Source organism: Rhodococcus sp. NCIMB 12038 (genome assembly GCF_002165735.1).
Lineage (GTDB): Bacteria > Actinomycetota > Actinomycetes > Mycobacteriales > Mycobacteriaceae > Rhodococcus_F.
Window position 1 is genome coordinate 283,317 of record NZ_NHML01000005.1, and the last position, 23,005, is coordinate 306,321.

26 protein-coding genes and 1 tRNA gene are annotated in these 23,005 nt (G+C 67.9%); 10 read left to right on the top strand and 17 right to left on the bottom strand.

What is annotated here, in order from left to right; all coding sequences use genetic code 11:
* The 4 genes from CA951_RS09625 to CA951_RS09640 form a co-directional block, all read right to left on the bottom strand.
* A complete protein-coding gene (locus CA951_RS09625) occupies positions 1–765 on the bottom strand; it encodes an NUMOD3 domain-containing DNA-binding protein (RefSeq protein WP_087556615.1) in 765 nt (254 codons plus the stop codon).
* 37 nt (positions 766–802) lie between these two features.
* Positions 803–2,986, bottom strand: a complete 2,184-nt coding sequence (gene nrdE / locus CA951_RS09630; protein WP_373413628.1) for a class 1b ribonucleoside-diphosphate reductase subunit alpha — start codon at positions 2,984–2,986, stop codon at positions 803–805.
* On the bottom strand, positions 2,944–3,420 hold the full coding sequence (gene nrdI, locus CA951_RS09635; RefSeq protein ID WP_087556616.1) for a class Ib ribonucleoside-diphosphate reductase assembly flavoprotein NrdI: 477 nt from the start codon (positions 3,418–3,420) through the stop codon (positions 2,944–2,946). The genes nrdE and nrdI overlap by 43 nt, the downstream gene beginning before the upstream one ends.
* Positions 3,421–3,508: 88 nt before the next feature.
* The gene (locus CA951_RS09640) at positions 3,509–3,742 is read right to left on the bottom strand and encodes a redoxin NrdH (RefSeq protein ID WP_005240286.1); all 234 of its coding nucleotides are present in this window, start codon (positions 3,740–3,742) and stop codon (positions 3,509–3,511) included.
* Between the two features lie 573 nt (positions 3,743–4,315).
* On the opposite strand from CA951_RS09640, the gene CA951_RS09645 reads away from it, so the two are divergent.
* A complete protein-coding gene (locus tag CA951_RS09645; protein WP_087556617.1) occupies positions 4,316–5,149 on the top strand; it encodes a siderophore-interacting protein in 834 nt (277 codons plus the stop codon).
* 27 nt (positions 5,150–5,176) lie between these two features.
* Here the strand turns inward: CA951_RS09645 and CA951_RS09650 are convergent, their stop codons facing one another.
* Complete coding sequence (locus CA951_RS09650) at positions 5,177–5,740, bottom strand: NAD(P)H-dependent oxidoreductase (protein WP_072937710.1); 564 nt, start codon at positions 5,738–5,740, stop codon at positions 5,177–5,179.
* 101 nt (positions 5,741–5,841) lie between these two features.
* On the opposite strand from CA951_RS09650, the gene CA951_RS09655 reads away from it, so the two are divergent.
* Together CA951_RS09655 and CA951_RS09660 are read left to right on the top strand one after the other, a co-directional pair.
* Complete coding sequence (locus CA951_RS09655) at positions 5,842–6,441, top strand: TetR/AcrR family transcriptional regulator (RefSeq protein ID WP_087556618.1); 600 nt, start codon at positions 5,842–5,844, stop codon at positions 6,439–6,441.
* A 34-nt stretch (positions 6,442–6,475) separates the two neighbouring features.
* Positions 6,476–7,246, top strand: a complete 771-nt coding sequence (locus CA951_RS09660; protein ID WP_087556619.1) for an META domain-containing protein — start codon at positions 6,476–6,478, stop codon at positions 7,244–7,246.
* On the opposite strand, the gene CA951_RS09665 is transcribed toward CA951_RS09660, so the two are convergent.
* On the bottom strand, positions 7,243–7,794 hold the full coding sequence (locus CA951_RS09665; protein ID WP_087556620.1) for a nucleosidase: 552 nt from the start codon (positions 7,792–7,794) through the stop codon (positions 7,243–7,245). The genes CA951_RS09660 and CA951_RS09665 overlap by 4 nt on opposite strands.
* A 50-nt stretch (positions 7,795–7,844) precedes the next feature.
* On the opposite strand from CA951_RS09665, the gene nadE reads away from it, so the two are divergent.
* A complete protein-coding gene (nadE, locus tag CA951_RS09670) occupies positions 7,845–8,684 on the top strand; it encodes an ammonia-dependent NAD(+) synthetase (protein ID WP_087556621.1) in 840 nt (279 codons plus the stop codon).
* A gap of 4 nt (positions 8,685–8,688) precedes the next feature.
* Entirely contained in the window at positions 8,689–9,465 is a 777-nt protein-coding gene (locus tag CA951_RS09675; RefSeq protein WP_087556622.1) for an SDR family oxidoreductase, read from the top strand.
* Between the two features lie 20 nt (positions 9,466–9,485).
* On the opposite strand, the gene CA951_RS09680 is transcribed toward CA951_RS09675, so the two are convergent.
* Entirely contained in the window at positions 9,486–9,743 is a 258-nt protein-coding gene (locus CA951_RS09680; RefSeq protein WP_087556623.1) for a MoaD/ThiS family protein, read from the bottom strand.
* A complete protein-coding gene (gene moaA, locus CA951_RS09685; RefSeq protein ID WP_087556624.1) occupies positions 9,736–10,791 on the bottom strand; it encodes a GTP 3',8-cyclase MoaA in 1,056 nt (351 codons plus the stop codon). Before moaA ends, CA951_RS09680 begins: the two co-directional genes overlap by 8 nt.
* Before the next feature lie 119 nt (positions 10,792–10,910).
* On the opposite strand from moaA, the gene glp reads away from it, so the two are divergent.
* The 4 genes from glp to CA951_RS09705 all read left to right on the top strand — a co-directional run bounded on the left by glp (position 10,911) and on the right by CA951_RS09705 (position 15,158).
* On the top strand, positions 10,911–12,095 hold the full coding sequence (gene glp / locus CA951_RS09690) for a gephyrin-like molybdotransferase Glp (protein WP_087556625.1): 1,185 nt from the start codon (positions 10,911–10,913) through the stop codon (positions 12,093–12,095).
* Complete coding sequence (moaCB, locus tag CA951_RS09695; protein ID WP_087556626.1) at positions 12,092–13,066, top strand: bifunctional molybdenum cofactor biosynthesis protein MoaC/MoaB; 975 nt, start codon at positions 12,092–12,094, stop codon at positions 13,064–13,066. The genes glp and moaCB overlap by 4 nt, the downstream gene beginning before the upstream one ends.
* Positions 13,059–13,472, top strand: coding sequence for a molybdenum cofactor biosynthesis protein MoaE (locus tag CA951_RS09700; protein WP_087556627.1), 414 nt, complete (start codon positions 13,059–13,061; stop codon positions 13,470–13,472). Before moaCB ends, CA951_RS09700 begins: the two co-directional genes overlap by 8 nt.
* Positions 13,473–13,724: 252 nt before the next feature.
* The gene (locus tag CA951_RS09705) at positions 13,725–15,158 is read left to right on the top strand and encodes a DEAD/DEAH box helicase (RefSeq protein ID WP_179220159.1); all 1,434 of its coding nucleotides are present in this window, start codon (positions 13,725–13,727) and stop codon (positions 15,156–15,158) included.
* Here the strand turns inward: CA951_RS09705 and bluB are convergent.
* From bluB to CA951_RS09720, 3 genes are all read right to left on the bottom strand, one after another.
* Positions 15,155–15,814 (bottom strand): 5,6-dimethylbenzimidazole synthase, encoded by a 660-nt coding sequence (gene bluB, locus CA951_RS09710; RefSeq protein ID WP_087556628.1) that lies wholly within the window; start codon positions 15,812–15,814, stop codon positions 15,155–15,157. The genes CA951_RS09705 and bluB overlap by 4 nt on opposite strands.
* A complete protein-coding gene (locus tag CA951_RS09715; protein WP_087556629.1) occupies positions 15,811–16,848 on the bottom strand; it encodes a GTP-binding protein in 1,038 nt (345 codons plus the stop codon). Before CA951_RS09715 ends, bluB begins: the two co-directional genes overlap by 4 nt.
* 128 nt (positions 16,849–16,976) lie before the next feature.
* On the bottom strand, positions 16,977–17,462 hold the full coding sequence (locus CA951_RS09720) for a DapH/DapD/GlmU-related protein (RefSeq protein WP_087556630.1): 486 nt from the start codon (positions 17,460–17,462) through the stop codon (positions 16,977–16,979).
* Positions 17,463–17,589: 127 nt separating this feature from the next.
* Here CA951_RS09720 and CA951_RS09725 point away from each other — a divergent pair, with 127 nt between their 5' ends.
* Entirely contained in the window at positions 17,590–17,991 is a 402-nt protein-coding gene (locus CA951_RS09725; protein WP_225857933.1) for a PAS domain S-box protein, read from the top strand.
* 268 nt (positions 17,992–18,259) lie between these two features.
* On the opposite strand, the gene CA951_RS09730 is transcribed toward CA951_RS09725, so the two are convergent.
* The 6 genes from CA951_RS09730 to pgm form a co-directional block, all read right to left on the bottom strand.
* A complete protein-coding gene (locus CA951_RS09730; RefSeq protein WP_011598322.1) occupies positions 18,260–18,469 on the bottom strand; it encodes a hypothetical protein in 210 nt (69 codons plus the stop codon).
* Positions 18,470–18,556: 87 nt separating this feature from the next.
* Positions 18,557–18,629 (bottom strand) — tRNA-Ala (locus tag CA951_RS09735).
* A 162-nt stretch (positions 18,630–18,791) separates the two neighbouring features.
* Entirely contained in the window at positions 18,792–19,523 is a 732-nt protein-coding gene (locus tag CA951_RS09740; protein ID WP_087556631.1) for a DsbA family protein, read from the bottom strand.
* A 41-nt stretch (positions 19,524–19,564) separates the two neighbouring features.
* Positions 19,565–20,053 carry a MauE/DoxX family redox-associated membrane protein gene (locus CA951_RS09745; protein WP_087556632.1) on the bottom strand — a complete coding sequence of 163 codons (489 nt, stop codon included), beginning with the start codon at positions 20,051–20,053 and terminating at the stop codon, positions 19,565–19,567.
* A 26-nt stretch (positions 20,054–20,079) separates the two neighbouring features.
* A complete protein-coding gene (locus CA951_RS09750; protein WP_087556633.1) occupies positions 20,080–21,306 on the bottom strand; it encodes an MFS transporter in 1,227 nt (408 codons plus the stop codon).
* Between the two features lie 58 nt (positions 21,307–21,364).
* Positions 21,365–22,996, bottom strand: a complete 1,632-nt coding sequence (pgm, locus tag CA951_RS09755; protein ID WP_087556634.1) for a phosphoglucomutase (alpha-D-glucose-1,6-bisphosphate-dependent) — start codon at positions 22,994–22,996, stop codon at positions 21,365–21,367.
* Positions 22,997–23,005 lie beyond the last annotated feature (9 nt).

The window sequence follows — 23,005 nt, forward strand, 5'->3', positions numbered from 1 at the left end:
TCACTCTTCGTTGGTTGTGCCTGCATCCTCGATGCAGTACTGACACGTGACCATCGCGACACCCTTGTTGGTGTGATGTCGCGTGTGGGCGTTGCGCCTACTCGACGGCATCGGCCGCCCCATTCGAGCAGCCGACATCTTCGCACGTGTCTCGTCGCTCGCCTTCTTGCCGAAGTTCGGATTGCCCGCACCGCGCCGCTGCTCGGACATCCGTGCGCGTGACTCTTCCGGCATGGGGTGACCGAAGCGGGGGTGACCGGCTCCGCGTTTTCCGAAGTTCGGATTGCCGGCCCCGCTGTTGGACCCCTTCCGCTCAGCCGACCACTTCTCCCTCTGCGCGTCGGAGTGCTTGCGCCCGTGGAACGGATTCTCCTCCGCGAAGCGACTGACTCCGACCCTCCCAGTGGACCGACGGCGAGCGGCTTCCCGCATCTCGTCGGTCCAGACGACGCCGGTGGGTCCGAGGCCACCGTCCGAAAGATTCAGCAGTGGCTGACCGTCCCGGCGGAGGTAGGCGATCCAGGTGATCTCGGCCCGGCCGAGGTCGTCGAGACCCTCGACCCAGTCCAAGGTGTCGGCGATAACCTCAGTCCGGTCCTGCTTGCGCAGCCAATCGTAGAACGCCGTCTTCCGACCTCCTGCGGCAACTTTGAGATGTTGGCGCAGACGGACATCCGTGGACTTCGTCGTGAGACCGATGTACCGGTACTCGAACGACGACCGAAGTCGCACCCCGTAGATCACTCCACCTGTCGCCGTCGTCACGGTCTGCTCCCCAGTGTTCAGAGATAGTGGCTCGGATTCACAACATGCACGAGACGCAGTTTTCCACCTCGGTCCCCTGCAACGCCATCTGACGCAGCCGGATGTAGTACAGCGTCTTGATTCCCTTGCGCCACGCGTAGATCTGCGCCTTGTTGATGTCGCGGGTGGTGGCGGTGTCCTTGAAGAACAGCGTCAGCGACAGCCCCTGGTCGACGTGCTGCGTCGCGGCGGCATAGGTGTCGATGATCTTCTCGTACCCGATCTCGTAGGCATCCTGGTAGTACTCCAGGTTGTCGTTGGTCAGGTAGGGCGCCGGGTAGTAGACGCGGCCGATCTTGCCTTCCTTGCGGATCTCGATCTTCGACGCCACCGGGTGGATGGAGCTGGTGGAGTTGTTGATGTAGGAGATCGATCCGGTCGGCGGCACCGCCTGCAGGTTCTGGTTGTAGATGCCGTGCTGCTGCACGGACGCCTTCAGCTCACGCCAGTCGTCCTGGGTCGGGATGTGCAGGCCCGCATCGGCGAACAGCTGACGCACCCGCTCGGTCTCCGGCTCCCACACCCGGTCGGTGTACTTGTCGAAGAACTCTCCGGACGCGTACTTGGACTCCGGGAAGCCCGCAAAGTACGTGCCGCGTTCCTTGGCGATCTCGTTGGACGCCCGGATCGCGTGGAACAGCACGGTGTAGAAGTAGATGTTCGTGAAATCGATGCCCTCGTCGGAGCCGTAGTGGATCCGCTCGCGCGCCAGGTATCCGTGCAGGTTCATCTGCCCGAGACCGATGGCGTGACCCTCGTCGTTCGCCTTCCGGATCGACGGGACGGAGTCGATGGAGGTCTGATCGGCGACGGCGGTCAGCGCGCGGATCGACGTCTCGATGGTGCGCGCGAAGTCCGGCGAGTCCATGGTCTTCGCGATGTTCAGCGAACCGAGGTTGCAGGAGATGTCCTTGCCGATATGGCTGTAGGACAGGTCGTCGTTGAACGTCGACGGCGTGGAGACCTGCAGGATCTCCGAGCACAGGTTCGAGTGCGTGACCTTGCCCGCGATCGGGTTGGCGCGGTTCACCGTGTCCTCGTACATGATGTACGGGTAACCGGACTCGAACTGCAGCTCGGCGACGGTCTGGAAGAACTCGCGCGCCTTGATCTTCGACTTGCGGATGCGCTTGTCGTCGACCATCTCGTAGTACTTCTCGGTGACGTTGATGTCCGCGAACGGCTTGCCGTAGATGCGCTCCACGTCGTACGGCGAGAAGAGGTACATGTCCTCGTTCTTCTTCGCCAGCTCGAACGTGATGTCCGGGATGACAACGCCGAGAGACAGCGTCTTGATGCGGATCTTCTCGTCCGCGTTCTCGCGCTTGGTGTCGAGGAAGCGGTAGATGTCCGGGTGGTGCGCGTGCAAATACACCGCGCCGGCGCCCTGACGCGCGCCCAGCTGATTGGCGTACGAGAACGAGTCCTCGAGCAACTTCATGATCGGGATGACCCCGGAGCTCTGGTTCTCGATCTTCTTGATCGGGGCACCATGCTCGCGAACATTGCTGAGCAGCAACGCAACTCCGCCGCCGCGCTTGGACAGCTGCAGTGCCGAGTTGATCGAACGGCCGATCGACTCCATGTTGTCCTCGATGCGCAGCAGGAAGCAGGACACGGGCTCGCCGCGCTGCTTCTTGCCCGAGTTGAGGAAGGTCGGGGTGGCCGGCTGGAAGCGGCCGGCGATGATCTCGTCGACGAGCTTGGTCGCCAGGTCCTCGTCGCCCGCGGCCAGCGTCAGCGCGACCATGCAGACACGGTCCTCGAAACGCTCCAGGTACCGCTTGCCGTCGAACGTCTTGAGCGTGTACGAGGTGTAGTACTTGAACGCGCCCAAGAACGTCGGAAAACGGAACTTCTTCGAGTAGGCGTGGTCGATCAGCGTCTTGACGAAGTTGCGGGTGTACTGGTCGAGGACCTCACGCTCGTAGTAGTTCTCCTTGACCAGGTAGTCCAGCTTCTCGTCCTGGTTGTGGAAGAAGACGGTGTTCTGGTTGACGTGCTGGAGGAAGTACTGGTTCGCAGCCTCGCGGTCCTTGTCGAACTGGATCTCACCGTTGGGCCCGTACAGGTTGAGCATCGCGTTGAGCGCGTGGTAATCGAGACCGTTCGTCGAGTCTCCACCGCGCGCGTCGCGCTCTATGCTCCCCGCGTCGATGGTGTCTGTGATGGTCGGCGCCACTTCTCGTGCTCCTCGTCGTCTAAGTGATCCCAGAATTCACCCAGACCGGCCTTTACCCGCTCGACGTCCTCGGCTGTGCCCATGAGTTCGAAGCGGTAGAGGTAGGGAACGTGGCATTTCTGAGAAATGATATTTCCTGCAAAGCAATAGGATTCACCGAAATTGGTGTTTCCCGCCGCGATCACTGCTCGGATCAGCGACCTGTTGTGTGTGTTGTTGAGAAATCGGATGACCGGCTTCGGGACGTAGCTGGTGTCGCGGCCCATGGCCGTCGTCCCCCCGCCGTAGGTCGGGAGGATCAGCACATAGGGTTCGTGCACCTCGAAGGTGCCCTCGCGGTCATGAATGGGTATGCGCGTCGCAGGCAGCCCGAGCCGCTGGACGAATCGGTGCGTGTTCTCCGAGGCGCTGGAGAAGTACACCAGCGATGTCATCGGTTTCCACCATCTGGACTAGTACTACCGTTTACTTCCGTCCGGGAATCGGCTCGTCCTCCGCCTCGGGCGGTGCGATCGCCTCGCTTCAAGCAGCGTTTGCCGAGAGGGTCTTGATGCGGTCGGGGCGGAAGCCCGACCAGTGCTCGTCACCGGCCACGATCACGGGCGCCTGCAGGTATCCCAGTGCCATGACGTAGTCCCGGGCTTCGGGGTCTTCGGTGATGTCGACGACGGAGTATTCGATACCCGCCTTGTCGAGGGCCCGGTAGGTGGCATTGCACTGAACGCAAGCGGGCTTGGTGTAGACGGTGATGCTCATGAAGTCCCTCTTTCCACTGCCGAATGGAGCTGACGAAGTGTGTGTTCAGCGCACTGAGACTTCCCCTGATCGAGATGGCGGTGACCCCCGATGGAGATGCTCACCGAGTCGGTTCTCGTTGTGGTCTCTCAGTGCTCAAGACACTACACCTAGTGGCCGACAGAAACACTTAACCCGAGATGTTGTGAGTCACATTGATGAAATTCCCTGGTCGTCATCCCGCGGACCATAAATTTCATGCTCGCTCCGGCGTGTCGCACATCACATTTTCGGCGTGACGCGGGACACCCCCGAATTCGCGCTCGTGCACTGGAGGCTTCGGGAGCCTACGCCACCTCCGAAGACACGCCCGCATCGACGGCGCGGGCGCCGGGAGAGCCCCGTGCGGACCGGCCGGACACCGCTCCGGTGGGCGATGCCGGCCCCTTCCGGGACCCGTCCCCCGCAGCACCCGGCACCCCCACTCCACTGCCTGCCGCGCCCGGGCCATACCGGGCGCCGCACCCGGCCGGGCCCCACGCTTGCCGGCCGGTAACTGCAGGCCCCGACTCCCCCTCCCGGTACGTTGAGCGCATGTCCGACGACTCCCTGGGCGACCCCGGCTGGTCGGCGCCCGTAGCGCGCACGAGGCGAGTGACGCCGAACATGCAGAGGATCACCCTCGCGGGCGGGGATCTGAGTCGATTCGAGTCCAGCGGGACGCCCGACGAGCGCCTGCTCCTCGCGTTCCCGCCGGACGGCGCGGAGAAGCGCAGTTACACCGTGCGCCGCTGGGACCGGGACGCCCTGGAGATGGACATCGACTTCGCCGTCCACGCGGGCGGGACCGCGGCGCACTGGGCCGCGAGCGCGCGCCCGGGCGAGATGCTCGGATTCTCCACCGCCTCGGGGTGGTACGCGCCACCCGCGGACGCCGAATGGCAACTCCTCGTCGCCGATATGACGGCATTGCCCGCCGTCGGGCGAATCCTGGAGGAACTACCCGGATCGGCGCGGGTGCACGTGATCGCGGAGGTCACCACCCCGGCGGACCGGCAGCAGTTCGCGACCGACGCGGCGCTGACCGTGACGTGGCTGGACGGAAGCGGCAACGGCGCCGGGGAAAGCCTGCTGGCCGAGGCCGCCCGCGACCTGCCGCTCCCGGATTCACCGGGATATGTGTGGTTCGCGGGCGAGGCGAAGGTGTCTCGGGTGGTGCGGCGCTGGTTGCGTCACGACCTCGGCCGGCCCGCGGACCGCTACGACGTCATCGGCTACTGGCGCGACAACAAGGAGGAGTGGGTCGCGCGGTACGAGACGGTGCGCGAACAGATAGAAGCCGCCAGGGACTCTGCCCTGGCGGCCGGTGAAGACTTCGACGCGGTGCGGGACGCCGTCGACGCAGCCCTGGATCGGACCGGACTGTAGCGGCGACGGCGTTCCGCGCGCGGATCGTCAGGCGTCGACGAGCTCCTTCGTGGCGTCGACCAGGCTGGCGACGACGCCCGCGACCTGCTGCGCGACCTCGGCGTTCTCGCGCGGGTGCCGGTCTCCGAACTTGTCGATGGTGCCGCCGATGGCGAGGGTGACGTCCTCGAGGACCTTGCCGCCTGCGATGCGGACGGCCTTGCGGGTGTCCTCGTGCGCCCACTGCGCGCCGTTGCCGCTGGGCGAGGCGCTGATGACGGCGACGGGCTTGTCCTTGACGGCGCCGGTGCCGTACGGCCGGGAGATCCAGTCGATGGCGTTCTTGAGGACGGCGGGGATGGTGCCGTTGTACTCAGGGGTGAGCAGCAGGAGCGCGTCGGCGCGGCCTGCGGCGTCACGCAGGGCCTCGACGGCGGGGATGGAGCCGGCGACGTCGATGTCCTCGTTGTAGAAGGGGACCTCACCGAGTCCGTCGAACACGATCACCTCGGCACCCTCGGGTGCCACGGCGACCGCGGTCTCGGCGAGCTGACGGTTGACCGAGGCGGCGCGGAGGCTGCCGACGAGAACGAGGACGTTGGTCTGTGACATGTCAATATTCCTTCGATGGTGCGTAGGGCGACTCGTGAACATGTATAGCAACTAAACGGACCGCGGTCCACTTATGTTCCCGTCGCGGTAGGATGCGGAGTGTGACCAGCCCCCTCCTGCCCCAGATCGGGGTCGACACCCCGGAACGCGGAGACGCCGCACGTAACCGGCGCCTACTCCTCGATGCGGCCGCGCTGCTCGTCGCCGAACGCGGCGTCGACGCCGTCACGATGGACGCCGTCGCCTGCAGGGCCGGTGTGGGCAAGGGCACAGTGTTCCGCCGGTTCGGCAGCCGGTCGGGCCTCATGCACGCACTCCTCGACCACACCGAACGAGAACTCCAGCAGTCCTTCATGTTCGGTCCGCCGCCCCTCGGGCCGGGCGCCGACCCGATCGACCGGCTGATCGCCTTCGGGCATGCCCGTCTCGCGATCGTGGAAGTACAGGGCGAGGTCCTGCGCGCGGCCGAGAACTCTCTCGAGTTCCGCTTCGCCGCCCCCGCGCGGGCCGTGTCCGTGAGCCATGTCGTCTCCCTCCTCCGCGCGGCAGGCGTGCAGGGCGACCACGAACTGCTCGCCTGTTCGCTGCTCGCCCCCCTGGAGGCCACGCTCGTCCTGCACGAACTGCGCGACCTCGGGATGTCCGTCGAACGGCTCGGGGACGCCTGGGAGGACCTGATCCGGCGTGTCACCCGATGTTGATCCCGGATCCGGACATCTTGTCTAACCTCGGGGAATGCGCACCACCGCTGCCGTTCTCGGCCTCCTGACGTTCGCCTCGCTCACCGCCTGCGGCGGCGATGCGCAGACCGAGGCCCAGGACCCGACCGGCCGCACGTTCGTTTCCACCTCCGTCGAGGGCGATCCCATTCCCGGCGGCGGGCCACTCGTGCTCGGGTTCACCGACCCCGGGCGACTGTCCGTCGACGCCGGATGCAATCAGGGCAGCGCCGACGTCGACCTGTCCGACGGAAAGATCGTGACGGGACCGCTCGCCATGGCGCTGATGGCGTGCCCCGGCGAGGCGGCAGGCGCCGACGCCTGGGCGGCGGCCCTGCTGGACGCGCAACCGAACTGGACCCTCGGCGGCGACACGCTCACCCTCACCACCCCCACCGCTTCTGTGACGCTGACGGACGAGAAGGTCGTCCGGCCGGACCTGCCCGTCGTCGGAACCACGTGGACGGTGACCGCGCTGATCAGTCCGGACGCGGTCACCACGACAGCGGCGCTGGAGCGGACGGCACCGCAGTTGCTGATCGCAGGCGACGGTTCGGCGTCCGGTTTCACCGGATGCAACCGGATGACCGGGACCGCGGAGGTGCGGCCGAGTTCGATCACGTTCGGGTCGTGGGCCACCACCCGGATGGCTTGTCCCCCGGACGAGTCCGAGGTGGAAAGCGCGGTCCTCGCGGCACTGACCGGGGAGACGGGCTACGCCGTCCGCTCGGACACGCTGCGCCTGGTCAACGGTGCCGGGACCGGACTGGAACTGCGGGCGAGTTAGAGCGCCGCCAGCCAGCGCCCGAGTTCGCGGGCGCTCGCATCGATCCGGGCGGGCCAGTCCAGTGCCGAGTCGTCGGCGGTGTCGCTGACGTGCTTGACGAGCCGGCACCGGGCGCCGCCGCGGGCACTGGCGTAGGCGACGGCGAACCCCTCCATGTCGACGAGGTCGGCCCGGCGGGCGAGTTCGTCGCGCACGCCGATGTCGGACACGAACAGATCCCCGGTCGCGAGTACGGAACCGTCGCCGTCGGGCAGGGCGAGGAGATCGGCCACCTCGTGCCCGAGCGCCCGGATGGCGTCGCCGCTGATGTCGTGGTTCAGGACCGTCGACGGCGTGAACAGCCCGCTGTGATGTTCGTGCAGCGCGCCCGCGGTGCCGATGTTGACGACGAGCGGTTTGGCGTTTCTCGGGTAGTCGGCGAGCGCGGACGCCACGGCCACGGCGGCGCTCACCTTGCCGATCCCGGTGATCAGGACCTCGAACTCGGACGGGACGTGCACCGCCTCCGCCTTGGTCGCACTGACCACCAGAACGTCCGATCTACTCATGCGCGGAACCGTACCCTGCGCTCCTCAGGGGCACTCGCTAGAGTTCTGGCATGGCGAATCTACGTGCGCAGATCCTCGAGGAACTCGGTGCCCGGCCCACCATCGACGCGGGCGACGAGATCCGCAAACGTGTTCAGTTCCTGAAGGACTACCTGCTGTCGACCCCGGCCAAGGGTTTCGTCCTGGGTATCAGCGGCGGTCAGGACAGCACCCTCGCCGGACGCCTCGCCCAGCTCGCGGCGAGCGAGTTGCGCGAGGAGGGTCACGACGCCGAGTTCGTGGCCGTGCGGCTGCCCTACGGCGCCCAGGCCGACGAATCCGACGCGCAGATCTCCCTCGACTTCATCGGGCCCGACCGGTCGGTGGTCGTCAACGTGAAGCCCGGCGCGGACGCGACCGCGAAGGAGTCGTCCGAGGCGCTGCGCGACATCATCGGCGACGGCGGCGAACTCCGCGACTTCGTCCGCGGCAACATCAAGGCCCGCGAGCGCATGGTGATCCAGTATTCGATCGCCGGTCAGCTCGGGTATCTCGTCGTCGGCACCGACCATGCCGCCGAGGCGATCACCGGCTTCTTCACCAAGTTCGGCGACGGCGGCGTGGACGTCACTCCTCTGACGGGGTTGTCGAAGCGTCAGGGCGCCGCGCTGCTCCGCGAACTCGGCGCACCCGAGAGCACATGGAAGAAGGTTCCCACCGCCGACCTCGAGGACGACCGTCCCGCTCTTCCCGACGAGGAGGCGCTGGGCCTGACGTACGCGCAGATCGACGACTACCTCGAGGGCAAGGACGTTCCCGACGCCGTCGCCGAGAAGCTCGAGGCGATGTTTCTGAATACCCGTCACAAGCGCACGGTCCCGGTAACCCCGCTCGACACGTGGTGGCGGTGACCCGGTGGTCCAGGCGCTGGTCGCAGGCGGTACCGGAACTGCAGGCCGGCAGGTGGTCAAGGAGTTCCTCGTTCGCGGTCACTCCGTCCGGGTCCTGACCCGGCACGGCGGGGCGCCGGGCAGCGAGATCGCACATTTCCACGGTGATCTCGTCACCGGCGACGGCCTCGCAGAGGCACTCGACGGTGTCGACGTCGTGGTCGACACCACCGATGGCAAGACCAAGGGCACCCGGGCGGTGCTCGAGAAGGGCTCCGAGAACCTGCTCGCCACCGCGGACGGCGCGGGAGTCGGACGCGCCGTCCTCCTCTCCATCGTCAACGTCGACCTGGCCGAATTCGCCTACTACCAGGCGAAGCGGACCCAGGAGCGGGTCTACGAGAGCGCCGCGATCGAGACGACGATCGTGCGGGCCACCCAGTTCCACGACTTCATTCCCATGGTCGCGAAGCCGGCGAGCCGGGTGGGGCTGATCCCGGCCTTCTCGAAGACGAGCTTTCAGACCATCGACACGAGGGACGTGGCGACCGCCCTGGTCGACGCAGCCCTGGCCACCGAACCGTCGCCGGAGGGGCCGGTCACCATCGGTGGCCCGGAGGTGCGCACCGCCCGCGATCTGACGGCGGCGTGGAAGAAGGCCACCAAGACGCACGGCTTCGTCGTGAACGTTCCGCTTCCCGGCGCGCTGGGGCAGTTCCTGCGGAACGGATCGAACCTGGTGCCCGACAACCGCTTCGGAACGATCACCTTCGACCGGTGGCTGGCCGAGTCCGTCCACTGAACCGATCGGCGGGCGGCGGGCTAGCCGCCGGCGAACGGCGGCAGCACGTCCACCTGCGCCCCGGCGGTGCGGGTCAGATCGCGGGTCAACTCGGAGTCCACCAGGAACGCGGAGACCGACAGCACCTGTTGCATGCCGGGACCGTACTTGGCGAGGAGAAGGTCCTTCACCTGGCCGAGGTCCGCGGTGGCCGGGAGGTCGAGGGTCTCCTTGGTGCAGCCCGCTGCGTCGGCAGCGGCCGCGAAGTACCGGACGGAAATGCCTGTCACGTCAACCACCGATTGCTCCCATACTGCGTTGCGGCGGAGCGAAGCCGTCCGCGTTGATTCCGTGGCCTGCCCACTTGTTCCACATCGCGCCGCGCCACAATTGCGCCAGATCCTCGTCGCCCGCACCCGACCGCAGTGCTGCCCGCAGGTCGATCTCCTGGTCGCTGAACAGGCACGAACGTACCGTTCCCTCGGCGGTGAGGCGGGTGCGGTCGCAGTCGGAGCAGAACGACCGGGTGACGGACGCGATGATTCCGACCGTGGCCGGTCCGCCGTCGACGATCCACTCCTCGGCAGGCGCCGACGGGTCTTCCCTCCCGTGTTCGGTGAGCGTGAACCGCTCGCCGAGGACGGCCAGTAACCGGTCGGCGGTGACCATGTTGTCGCGTGCCCACTCGTGATCGGCGTCGAGCGGCATCTCCTCGATGAACCGCAGCGTGACGCCCTCGCTCAGGCACCATTCCAGGAGATCGGCCGCTCCGCTGAGCGTGTCGGGCATCAGCACCGCATTGATTTTCATCGGTGCCAGTCCGGCGCGGGCGGCGGCACGGATACCGGCCATCACCGACGGCAGACGGTCACGTCTGGTCAGTCTCGCGAAGTGCTGGCGATCGACCGAATCGAGGGAGACGTTGACCCGTGTCAGTCCGGCCCGGGCGAGCCCGGCCGCGCGGTGCTCGAGACCGACCGCGTTCGTGGTCATCGCGAGCGGAATCCCCGGCACCCGCTCGGCACATCCTGCGATCATCTGCTCGAGATCCACCCGCATCAGCGGTTCGCCCCCGGTGAACCGGACCTCGCGCACACCGAGCCGGTGGACGGCGATGTCGACGAGCCTCACGATCTCGCCCGCGGTGAGGAGATTCTGCGCAGGAATGGCGGGCAGGCCCTCCTCGGGCATGCAGTACGTGCAGCGCAGCGAACACTTCTCGGTGATCGAGACCCGCAGATCCCGCGCGACGCGACCGAACCGGTCGACCAGCTGGTCGACATCCGGTCTGCCGTCGAGCGAGACCGACGACCGAATGGTCGGGATCCCCATCTCCACCGTGGTCATCGAGTTGCCTTTCCCTGCATCTGTCCAGTATGCCGCGCGGGGGTGAGCGTTGTCCGACGCGGTGCGCGTCACTCCGCCGGGAGGTGCCTAGGATTGGTGACCATGGCCGGAGGAATATCGTGACCGCACGCTCTGTGGAGCAGCACGCCCAGCACGTCGCCGAACTCCTCGCGCCGCTGCACGGGCGCCCGGCCGTGGAGATCCCGCTCGGTGAGGCACTCGGGCGCGCCCTCGCCGCCGACGTCCGCTCCCCCGTCGACCTGCCGTTGTTCCGGAATTCGCAGATGGACGGATATGCGGTCGACGCCGCCTCCGTCGCGTCGATCCCGGCGGTGCTGCCGGTGCGGGGCGTGATCGCCGCGGGACCGGCGGGCACCACCGTCCACACTCCCGGGACCGCCTACCGGATCATGACCGGTGCGCCGATCCCCGACGGTGCCGACGCGATCGTCCCGGTCGAGGACACCGAGGCCGCGGACGGACAGGTCCGTATCGAACGCTCGCGCAGCGCCGGCGAGTTCGTGCGCGAGCGCGGCAGCGACGTCCGGGAGGGCATGCTCCTGCTGCCCGCGGGCAGTGTGCTCGCCGCCCGGCACATCGCCGTCCTCGCCGCCGTCGGCTTGCAGCGCGTCCCCGTGCGCCCGCGCCCGCGCATCGCCGTGATCACCACGGGAGCCGAACTGGTCGACGCCGGAACGACGCTGCACCCCGGAGAGATCTACGACTCCAACGGAATCGCCCTCGCGTCGAGCGCCAGGGCCAACGGCGCCGAGGTCGTGTCGATCGCGCGCAGCGGCGACGACCCGGCCGAGTTCCGGACCCTGCTCGCGGAGGCGACCACCACGGCCGATCTCGTCCTCACGTCCGGCGGGGTGTCGATGGGCGACTTCGAGGTGGTCAAGGAGACGCTGTCACCGCTGGGCGGACACTTCGGTCACGTCGCGATGCAACCGGGCGGCCCGCAGGGCACCGCCGTCGTGGACGGCACGCCCGTCCTCAACTTTCCGGGGAACCCGGTCAGCACCCTCATCTCGTTCGAGGTGTTCGCGCGTCCCGAGATCCGGCGCGCGGCCGGGCTCCCCCCGACCGAACCCGAGGAACTGCCGCTCGCCGCGGCCGTCACCTCCATTCCCGGCAAGCGGCAGTTCCTCCGGGCACGCCGCACCGAAGCCGGAGTCGAACTCGTGTCCGGCCCCGGCTCCCATCTCGTCGCCGCGATGGCGTGGGCGGACGTCCTCCTCGACGTTCCCGCCGACGTCACCGCGCTCGACGCCGGCCAACTCGTGAAGGTGATCCCCCTATGAGCGACCTGACGCACCTCGACAGCGAGGGCCGCGCGCGCATGGTCGACGTGAGCGCGAAAGCGGACACGACCCGGACCGCGGTGGCCGCCGGGCAATTGGTCACCACCCCCGCGGTGATCGAACTGGTCCGGGCCGACGACCTCCCCAAGGCCGACGTTCTCGCGACGGCCCGGATCGCCGGGATCTCGGGTGCGAAGAAGACGTCCGAGCTGATTCCGCTCTGCCATCAGCTCGCGCTGTCGTCGGTGAAGGTGGAGTTCGGGTTCACCGAGAATGCGATCACGATCGAGGCCACCGCGAAGACGAAGGGCCCGACCGGCGTCGAGATGGAGGCCCTCACCGCAGTGGCGGTGGCCGGATTGACGTTGCACGACATGGTGAAAGCCGTCGACCCCGCCGCGACACTCGACGGTGTCCGGCTGCTCACCAAGGACGGCGGCAAACGCGGACACTGGACGCGCGAACAGCAGAGCACCGAAACTCCCACGGTGGCAGCGCGATCCGCGGCCGTACTCGTCGCCTCTACCGGCGGGGCGAAGGGCACTCGGGAAGACACGACCGGCCCGGTGATCGCCGCGTGGCTCGAGGAACGTGGATTCACCACCCGGGGTCCGCTGGTCTACGCGGACGCGGACATCGCGGCCGGACTCGCCGACGCCCTGTCCGGGAACCCGGCACTGATCATCAGCACCGGCGGCACCGGGGTCTCCCCCACGGACGCGACCCCGGAAGCCACCCGCGCGGTGCTCGACCGCGAACTGCCCGGCGTGGCCGACGCCATCCGGAACCGCGGCACGGAGGTGACCCCGCACGCCTCGCTGAGCCGCGGACTCGCCGGTGTGGCGAACGGCACAGTCGTCGTGAATCTCCCCGGCTCGCCGGGCGGGGTCAAGGACGGATTGTCCGTCCTCGACCCCATCGTCGATCATCTTCTCGCTCAGGTCGCAGGTGGAGGTATGCACGATGCCTGACATTCTCGCCCAGATCTCGGATCAGCCGCTCGATCCCGCCGTCGTCGACGCGGCCGTGGCCGGGCCCGAACACGGCGCCGTCGTCGTGTTCACCGGCGTCGTCCGCAATCACGATGGCGGACAATCGGTCTCGGCACTCGAATACCAGTCGCACCCGGACGCCGAACGCTTCCTGCGCACCGTCTGCGAGGAGGTCGCGGCCTCGTCCGGACTCCCCGTGGCGGCCATCCACCGGGTCGGATCCCTCACCGTCGGCGACCTCGCGGTGGTCGCCGCGGTCGCCGCTCCCCACCGCGCCGAGGCGTTCACCACGTGCGCCGAACTGGTGGAGCGCATCAAGCACGAGGTACCCATCTGGAAGCGGCAGAAATTCGCCGACGGGGCCTCCGAATGGGTCGGTCTGTGACTCCTCGGTGGGACCGGCCGGCCGTCAACAGGTAGACTCGCCATCACTAGATGACCACGACGGTCATCCAGCGTCGTAGAACGCATTCAGTTCGGTCACCCGAATCCTGTTGGATGTGCACCACCGCATCCGCTCTTCTTACGGCGAAGAAGCTTGCCGACCGGCAACGCCGCCAACCTGTGCTCGAGCTCCGACGGAGACCTTCCGTATCGGCCCTCCGGGCACAACCCTGTGCTCGAAAGGCCTGACCACTTGTCTGACACGAACACCCCCGACACGACGTTCGCCGCGCTCGGTGTCCGCGAACCGCTGGTGAAAGCACTCGCCGACAAGGGGATCACCTCCCCGTTCCCCATCCAGGTCGACACCCTCCCCGACACGCTGTCGGGACGCGACGTGCTCGGCCGCGGCAAGACGGGCAGCGGCAAGACGCTGGCCTTCTCCATTCCGATGGTGTCCCGCCTCGCAGGCGAACTGTCCGGCGGAAAGCGCCGCCCGGGCCGGCCGGTGGGCCTGATCCTTGCCCCCACCCGTGAGCTCGCCACGCAGATCACTGCAACCCTCGAGCCCCTCGCCGCCGCGTACGACCTGCGGGTCACCACCATCTTCGGTGGCGTCTCCCAGAACCGTCAGGTGAGTGCCCTCAAGGCCGGCGTCGACATCGTCGTCGCGTGCCCCGGACGGCTCGAAGACCTGATGAAGCAGAAGTTCGTGAGCCTCGACGCCGTCGAGATCACCGTGCTCGACGAGGCTGATCACATGGCCGACCTCGGCTTCCTGCCCGTCGTCACCCGCATCCTCAACGCGACCCCCCAGCAGGGGCAGCGGCTGCTGTTCTCCGCCACCCTGGACAACGGCGTCGACAAGCTCGTGAAGCGGTTCCTGAAGAACGAGGTGCTGCACTCGGTCGACGAGGCGAACTCGCCCGTCGCGGCCATGACGCACCACGTGTTCGACGTGGACGGCGTCGAGGCCAAGCGCAAGCTGGTCGAGCGGCTCGCATCCGGCACCGGACGCCGGATCCTGTTCATGCGCACCAAGCACCAGGCCCGCAAGCTGGCCCGTCAGCTCACCGAAGCGGGAATCCCCTCGGTCGACCTGCACGGCAACCTGTCGCAGGCGGCCCGCGACCGCAACCTCGCCTCGTTCTCGGCCGGTGAGGCCCGCGTGCTGGTGGCCACCGACGTCGCGGCACGCGGCGTGCACGTCGACGACGTCCAGTTGGTCGTCCACGTCGATCCGCCCGCCGAGCACAAGGCCTACCTGCACCGCTCCGGCCGCACCGCACGCGCGGGCAGCGCAGGCGACGTCGTCACGGTCGTGCTGCCCGAGCAGCGCAAGGACCTCGCCGTCCTCATGCGCAAGGCCGCGATCAAGGTGACCCCGGTCCGCAGCACCGCGGACTCCGCACACGTGCTCGACCTGGTCGGCGACATCGCACCGCACGTCGCTCCCGCCCCGAAGGCGGCGCCGGCATCGAACGGCGGCGGCGGACGCAACCAGCGGCCGGGCGGCGCCCAGGGCGGACGCGGCGGTCAGGGCGGTCAGGGCGGCCGCGCACACGGTCAGGGCGGCGGCGCACGTCGCTCCCGCTCGGGTGGAGCCGGACGCCCCCGCGCAGCCTCCTCTACGGGCGGGGGAACCCGCACGGCGTCCGCCGGCAGTTCACGCCGCCGTCAGAGCTAGAACTTCTCGAGGTGGACGGCGTCGGCCAATGGCCGGCGCCCCCGCCACCCGAAGCGCTCGAGGTCCGGCACCTGCTGGAACTCGGCAACCCTCCCCACGCACAGCCATGCGATGGGACGCACCGGCTCGGGGATTCCCAGCAGTTCGGTGAGATAGGGCTCGTCGTAGAACGACACCCAGCCGACGCCCACGTTCTCGGCGGCCGCGGCGAGCCACAGATTCTGGATCGCGAGCACCGCGGAGAACAGGCCCGTGTCGTCGACCGTGTGCCTGCCGAGGATGTGTTCGCCACCGCGGCTCCGGTCGTACGTCACGACCACGCCCATGCCGCTCTCGCAGATCCCCTCGATCTTGATGGGATCGAACGTCTTCTTCCGGTCTTCGGGCAGCGACTCCGCGAAGCGCCTGCGAGCGCCGGCCACGTGGTCGGCGAACGTGGTCAGGGTCCCGGTGTCGCGTACGACGACGAAATCCCACGGCTGGGTGTTGCCCACACTGGGTGCGCAGTGCGCGGCGCCCAGGATGCGGTCGAGAACCTCTTCCGCGATCGGCTCCCCGGTGAACTCGGCCCGCACGTCGCGGCGGCGACGGATCGCGTCGTACACCGACAGCGCCGGCTCGGAATTCGTATCGGGACTACACGCAGACTCGGTCACGCCGTCACGGTATAGCGGTGCACACCCAGCATCGCGCCGGGGTCCGCATCTTCGCCTTCCGCAACGACACAGCCAGCGAGCCGGGCCCGCACGTGCTCGGCTTCGATATCGGCCCCGATGAGCACCAGCTGGGTCGCCCGCTCCTCGCCGGGCTCCCAGCGCGTCGACGTGAACCTGATGTGCGGGCCGACGGTCTGCACCTCGAACTTCCGTGACTGCCCGGGAACCGCGAAGTGCACGAATCCCTTGATCCGGTAGATCCCGACCGGCCGCTGCTCGAGGAACTCGACCAGCCGCCGCGGATCGATCGGCTCGTCCGAAGCGAAATCGACTGCCTCGTACGACGAATGCAGGTGGTCGTGGTCCTCGCAGTGGTCGTGCTGATCCAGCAGGAGCTGGTCGAGGGTGAGCTGCTCCCCCGCCGCCGGTTCACGCCCCGGTTCCCGGTCGAACAGCAGGGTGGGCTCGATCCGGCCGTGCGCGGTGGTGAGGACGGGCGCGCGGTCGTTGTAGCCGCGGACCATCGCCTGCACGGCGGCGCGCCGGTCGTCGTCGATGCGGTCCGTCTTGTTCAGGATCACGAGGTCGGCGAGTGTGACGTGCTTGCCGAGGTCCGGGTGCTGCGCCGACATGTCCTGGAACTGCTCACCGTCGACCATCACGACGAGTCCGCCGTACGCCACGTGCGGGTTGGTGCTGCCGAGGACGAGACGAATCATGTTGCGCGGCTCGGCAAGCCCGCTCGCCTCGACGATGATCACGTCGATCTGCGACGTGGGGTGCGCGAGGCGGTCCAGCATCTCGTCCATGTCGCTGACGTCCACGGCGCAGCACATGCAGCCGTTGCTCAGCGACACCATGGAATCGACCTGGCCGGCCACCATCATCGAATCGATGTTCACGGCGCCGAAGTCGTTGACGATGACTCCGACCCGGACGCCGCGGTTGTTGCGCAGCACGTGGTTGAGCAGGGTGGTCTTTCCCGAACCGAGGAATCCGGCGACGATGACGACGGGAATCCGCTTCTTCGCCAACGCTGCGACCTCCGTGGGACCTCGACGAGCTACCGGGCGCCCATCCTAACGCCCGGCACCCACCACCGACGCGGGGACGGTACCGCGCCGTCATCGCATCCTCCCTTACTCGGCCGGACGTGCTTCGCTCAGCGGACGGACGGCGCCGAGTCGAGGTCGCGGACCCGACGCGCGGGCGACCCCGCGTAGAGGCCGTTCGGCTCGCAGTCCCGGGTGACCACCGCGCCGGCCCCGACGACGCACCCTTCGCCCACCGTCACTCCGGGAAGGATGATCGCGCCCGCGCCGATCCAGCACCCGTCGCCGATCACGATCGGGCGGTCGAACACTCGCCCGGCCCGGCCGGAATCCGGACCGATCTCGTGGGTGCTCGTGACGAACTGGACGCGGTGCCCGACGGCGACCTGCCTGCCAAGTGCGATGGGCGCGGTGCCGTCGAACAGGACTCCGCGGTTGACGAACGTCCCCAGCCCCATCGTGACGTCCTTGCTGCCGAAGTAGCAGCCCGAGTAGATGCCGGCTCCCCACACTTTCGCTCCTGCGGCCATCAGCAGCAGGACCCGCAACCACACGGGGACGAACGCGGAGGCCTGGACGATGGTGACGAACCGCATCCCGTCACCCTATCCCCGCGGGGCCCGTTCGCGGCCGAGGTTGCTGTTCGTTAACTGAATCACCGCACGAAAATGCGAGGTGCGGCGTACTATGTGGGCGCCATCGAAGAAGCATGAGGGGGGAACAGTGAAACAACTGGATAGCGACGGATTCGCTGCGCTGATGGAGTCCATTCCCCACGCGATCAGCGTTCACGACCGCGAACGAAACGTCGTGTTCAGCAACCCCGCGTGCGCGGCCCTGATCGGCTACGACGCCGAAGAATTCGCGGATCTCGACCACGAGCAACTGTTCCACCCCGACGACGCCGCACTGTGGGGCACCATGCTCGCCCGGGTCCTGAGCCAGGAAAGCCCCAGCGCGACAGCACATCTGCGGATCCGGCACCGGGAGGGCCACTGGATCTGGGTACTCGTCGCGGCGTCCACGTTCACCGCAGGCACCGAGAGACTGGTCGCCCTCGTGCTCCAGGACGTGTCCGACACGATCTGGGGCAACCCGACGGCCGCGAGGCAGCCGATCCGATAACCGTCCGCTCACCGACCGCCACAGGAGGCCGTGCCGCTGCACGGCGGAGTCCGGACGGTGGCGCCGCATCGCCGGCAGAAATGGGTGCGGTGGCCACCGTTGTTCGACGTCGCACACCCGCACACCTCCCACCCCACCAGGCACGTATTGGCGGCCAGTGGGTGCCCGTTCGGGCAGCACCCCGGCGCGGTCTCGGTTCGGGCGGCCACACGTCGAATCTACCCGGCTGTCGAACACATGTGCGAATCGGACGCCGCGGCCCGGACCGTCACATGTAGTTGCCGGGCGAACCGTCCTCCTGGCCGTCCTCCCGCTCCACCAGGAACCAGCTCCCAGGGGCGTAGATCAGCTCCCGCGCGGCGCGGACGATGACGAGCGCCCCGGACTCGTGGATGCTGTAGCTGTCGTCGTCGCCGAAGTCGGTGACGGCGAACTCCGCCAATTGGTCGAATGAGCGATGCGTCACAGTGAATGTCATGACGCCAGTGTCCCACCGGGACAAGAGGGATGAATGAGGAAAGCCTCCCACCCGCATCGTCTGCGGATGAGAGGCTTCTCTCGAAAGTGGAGCTAAGGGGACTCGAACCCCTGACCCCCACACTGCCAGTGTGGTGCGCTACCAGCTGCGCCATAGCCCCGTATTCGGTTGTTCTCCGCACTCGGAATGACTTCCTCCGTGCTCGAAGAAAGTTACACCATTGCCGACCGGGCCAACAAATCGCCTGGTCAGAGGCGCTTCGCGCCCGTGCGCCTTTCTGGTTGTCCCAGCTACCACAAAGGCGCACGGGCGGCGGAGCCGCCTACAGCTGCGACACCCAGTTCTCGTTGGACAGCGCGTCGATCACGGTGCCGTCCTTCACCACGGCGGGCGTGCCGGTGGCACCGCTCGCGGCGAGGGCCTGACGGCCCGCCTCGGCGTGCGCACCCGCCTGCTCGACCTTCGCCCCGGTGGTGATGCACTCGGCGGCTGCGTCGGACGCTCCGGCGTCGCGGGCGATCTGCGCGAGTTCCTCGTTGGTGTGATCGGAGCTGCCGTTCTCCTTCGGCTGGTTCGCCGGCGAGAACAGCGCCGCATGGAAAGCCGAATATGCCACGGCGTCACCGGTTTCGGCGACGCACTCGGACGCCGCGACGGCACGGGTGGAGTAGTCGCCGCTGGCCGAGAGCCGGTTGAGGAAGTTCAGGACGTGGTAGCGGACGGCCACCTTGCCGTCGTCGATGGACTGGGCGAGTTCCTGACCGTTCTTGTTTTCGAGTTCGGCGCAGTACGGGCACATGGGATCTTCGAACAGGTCGACCGTGGTCGCCGCGTCCGGCTTGCCGAGGAGCACGACGCCGTCGTTCTGCAACGCCACCTGGACCTCGGAGTTCTGGACCCCGCCGTAGCCGTCGTTGCGCGGCTTGCTGCGGTTGCTCTGCCAGATCACACCGCCGATGACCAGTACGGCGATGACCAGTACGGCGAGCCCACCGAGGATGTAGGTGGACCGGCTGGATTCCGGCTGCGGGTTGTACTTGTTCTTCGAGCTCACGTGGATGCAGTCCTTCGACGTCGGATCGATTTACCGGATGCTTACTCTGCCACCGTCTGCTGAGGGGTCACTGAGAAAGTGGTGCGGGAACGAAGCCCCAGGGCGAACGGGGAACGGGGGAACACGATCAGCCACACGGCCAGTGCGAGGAAGCCCACATCCCGGAGGATTTCCTCGGCGTAGTCCCAGCCGTTCACGTCGGCCGCACCGCCGCCGCCGAAGCATCCGCAGTCGATGGACAGCCCGCGGGCCCACACCGAGACGATCACACCGATGAGGACGAGCAGGAGCACGGCGGACACCGACGCCGTAGCGCGGACGGCGAGTCCGATCACCAGGAGCAGACCGAGGGCGATCTCGAAGAACGGCAGCGTGTTGGCAACCGGCCGGACGAGGTCTTCGGGCAGTAGCTGGTACGCCCGGACCGCGATGATCGTTTGGGCGGGGTCGGCGACTTTCAGTGCGCCGGACACCAGCCAGACGGCGGCGAGAGACAGCCGGGCGAGCAGGGAGACGACCTTGATCCACACCCGGACGAGCGTACCGAAGACGCCGGTCAGACCGCCTCGACCGACACCTTGGGCGCCGCCTTGTTCGGGACCAGCAGCCAGCCGATCGCGGCGAGGAGCATGACCCCTCCGGTGACACCGAATGCGACCGCGTACGACAGGTGCTGGGCGAGCAGACCCGCCCCGACCGGGCCCAGGACCCCGCCGACGTCCGCGACCATCTGGAACGCGGCCAGCACCGGGCCGCCGCGGGACTTGGCGCCCACGACGTCGGCGACCGCGGCCTGCTGTGCGGGGCTCATCACTCCGGATCCGATCCCTGCGATGCCGGACAGCACGAGGAACACCAGCAGGTTCTCGCTGAGCCCCATTCCGACGGTGCTGGCGCCGCACACCAGCAGTCCGAGCAGGACGAACAGCTTCCGGCCGTAGACGTCCGACAGTCGCCCGGACACGATGAGGACGAGCGCGTTGCCGACGGCGAACACGGTGAGGGCGATACCGGCGAGCGCTGCGTCGCGGTGCAGCGCCTCGACGACGAACAGCGGCACCATCGCCACCCGCACGCCGAAGATCACACCACCGAACGCGAAATTGGAGCCGAGCGCGGCCCGGTACACGGGCTGCCCGAGTGCCTCCCGCAGCGTCATGGCGGCACCGGAGGCGGTGGCGTCGGGCGCCGTCAGGTGCGAACCCCGCAGGCTCACGAACACGACGGCCGCAGCGACGACGAGGGCGATCGCGTAGATGACGAACGGGACCCGGAGCCCGAATCCGACGAGCAACCCGCCGACGAGGGGTCCGGAGATCGATCCCATCAGGAAGCTCGTCGCGTAGAGCCCGGACACGCGACCGCGGCTGTCCACCGGTGCGATGCGGATCACCAGGCCCATCGACGACACCGTGAACATCGTCGAGCCGATCCCCCCGAGTGCGCGGAAGAGCAGCAATTGCCAATAGTCCCCCGCGACCGCGCAGGCGGCGGTCGAGGCCGCGACGATCAGGAGCCCGGTGATGTAGACGGGCCGCTCCCCCAGTTTCTGCACGAGCCGGCCGCTGACCGGGGCGAAGATCAAGCGCATGAACGCGAACGACGAGATCACGACGGTGGCCGCCGTCACGCTGACATCGAAGCTGCGGGCGAACTGCGGGAGGGCGGGTGCGACGATCCCGAATCCGAGTGCGATGACGAAGCTGGCCGAGACCAGCACCCAGATTTCCGAAGGGAGCCGCGGGCTGCGCCCGGCGGGCAGCCCGGCTGCGCGAGTGTTCATAGTTGAATCCGATGGTAGGTGCCCCCGCTTCCGCGGCAGCACCTACCCCGCCGAACACCTACTTCAGGACGTCGGCCACCAGTTCCTTGGCCGCCGCCTGCACCTGCGCGAGATGGTCCGGGCCCTGGAACGATTCGGCGTAGATCTTGTAGACGTCCTCGGTGCCCGACGGCCGCGCCGCGAACCACGCCGATTCGGTGGTGACCTTCAGCCCGCCGAGGGCCGCCCCGTTGCCCGGGGCGCTCGTCAGCGTCGCGGTGATCGGCTCCCCCGCCAGTTCGGTGGCCGACACCTGCTCGGGCGACAGTTTCGCCAGCACCGCCTTCTGCTCCCGCGTCGCGGGGGCGTCGATGCGGGCGTAGGCGGGACTGCCGAACTGCTCCGTCAGTTCCCGGTACCGGACCGACGGTGTCTTTCCCGTCACCGCCGTCATCTCCGAGGCCAGCAGGGCCAGGATGAGCCCGTCCTTGTCGGTGGTCCACACCTCACCGTCGTGACGCAGGAACGACGCACCCGCGCTCTCCTCGCCGCCGAAACCGAGCGAACCCTCGAGCAGGCCGGGGACGAACCACTTGAAACCCACCGGGACCTCGAGCAGTTCACGGCCGAGGCTTCCGACCACCCGGTCGATCATCGACGAACTGACCAGCGTCTTGCCCACCTTCACACTCGAGCCCCACCCTTTTCGGTGCGAGAACAGGTAGTCGATGGCGACCGCGAGGTAGTGGTTGGGATTCATCAGTCCCCCATCGGGAGTGACGATTCCGTGCCGGTCCGCGTCGGCGTCGTTGCCGGTGGAGATGTCGAACCGGTCCCGGGCTCCGATCAGCGAGGCCATGGCGTTCGGCGACGAGCAGTCCATGCGGATCTTGCCGTCGGTGTCGAGGGTCATGAACCGCCACGTGGCGTCGACGAGTGGGTTGACGACCTCGAGGTCGAGCCGGTGGATGTCGGCGATCGCACCCCAGTAGTCGACGCTCGCTCCGCCCAGCGGGTCGGCGCCGATCCGCACTCCGGCACTCCGGATGGCGTCGAAATCGAGAACGCTCGGCAGGTCGTCGATGTAGAAGCGGAGGAAGTCGTACCGCTCGGCCCGCGCGATCGCCCGGGCAGCCGGAACTCGCCGCACCCCCGAGAGGTCCCGCCGGAGTAGCTCGTTCGCCCGGTCGGCGATGATCGTCGTCGCCTCGGAGCCGGCGGGGCCGCCGTGCGGCGGGTTGTATTTGAAGCCGCCGTCGCGGGGCGGGTTGTGCGACGGCGTCACGACGATCCCGTCGGCCCGCGACTCCGGACCGCTGCGGTTGTAGCGGAGAATCGCGTGACTGACCGCGGGGGTCGGCGTGTACCGATCCCGCGAATCGATCAGCACCGTCACGTCGTTCGCGGCCAGCACCTCGAGCGCCGACGTCCACGCCGGCTCGGACAGGGCGTGGGTGTCGCGCCCGAGAAACAGGGGTCCGTCGACGCCCTGGGACGCCCGGTACTCGACGATGGCCTGGGTGGTGGCGAGGATGTGCGCCTCGTTGAACGCGGTGTCCAGGCTCGACCCGCGGTGGCCGGACGTCCCGAACAGCACCTGCTGCAATGGGTTCTCGGGGTCGGGCACGCCGCTGTAGTACGCGGTCACCAGGTGCGCGATGTCTACGAGATCCTCCGGCAGTGCCACCTGACCCGCCCTGTCGTGCGCCACGAGACCTCC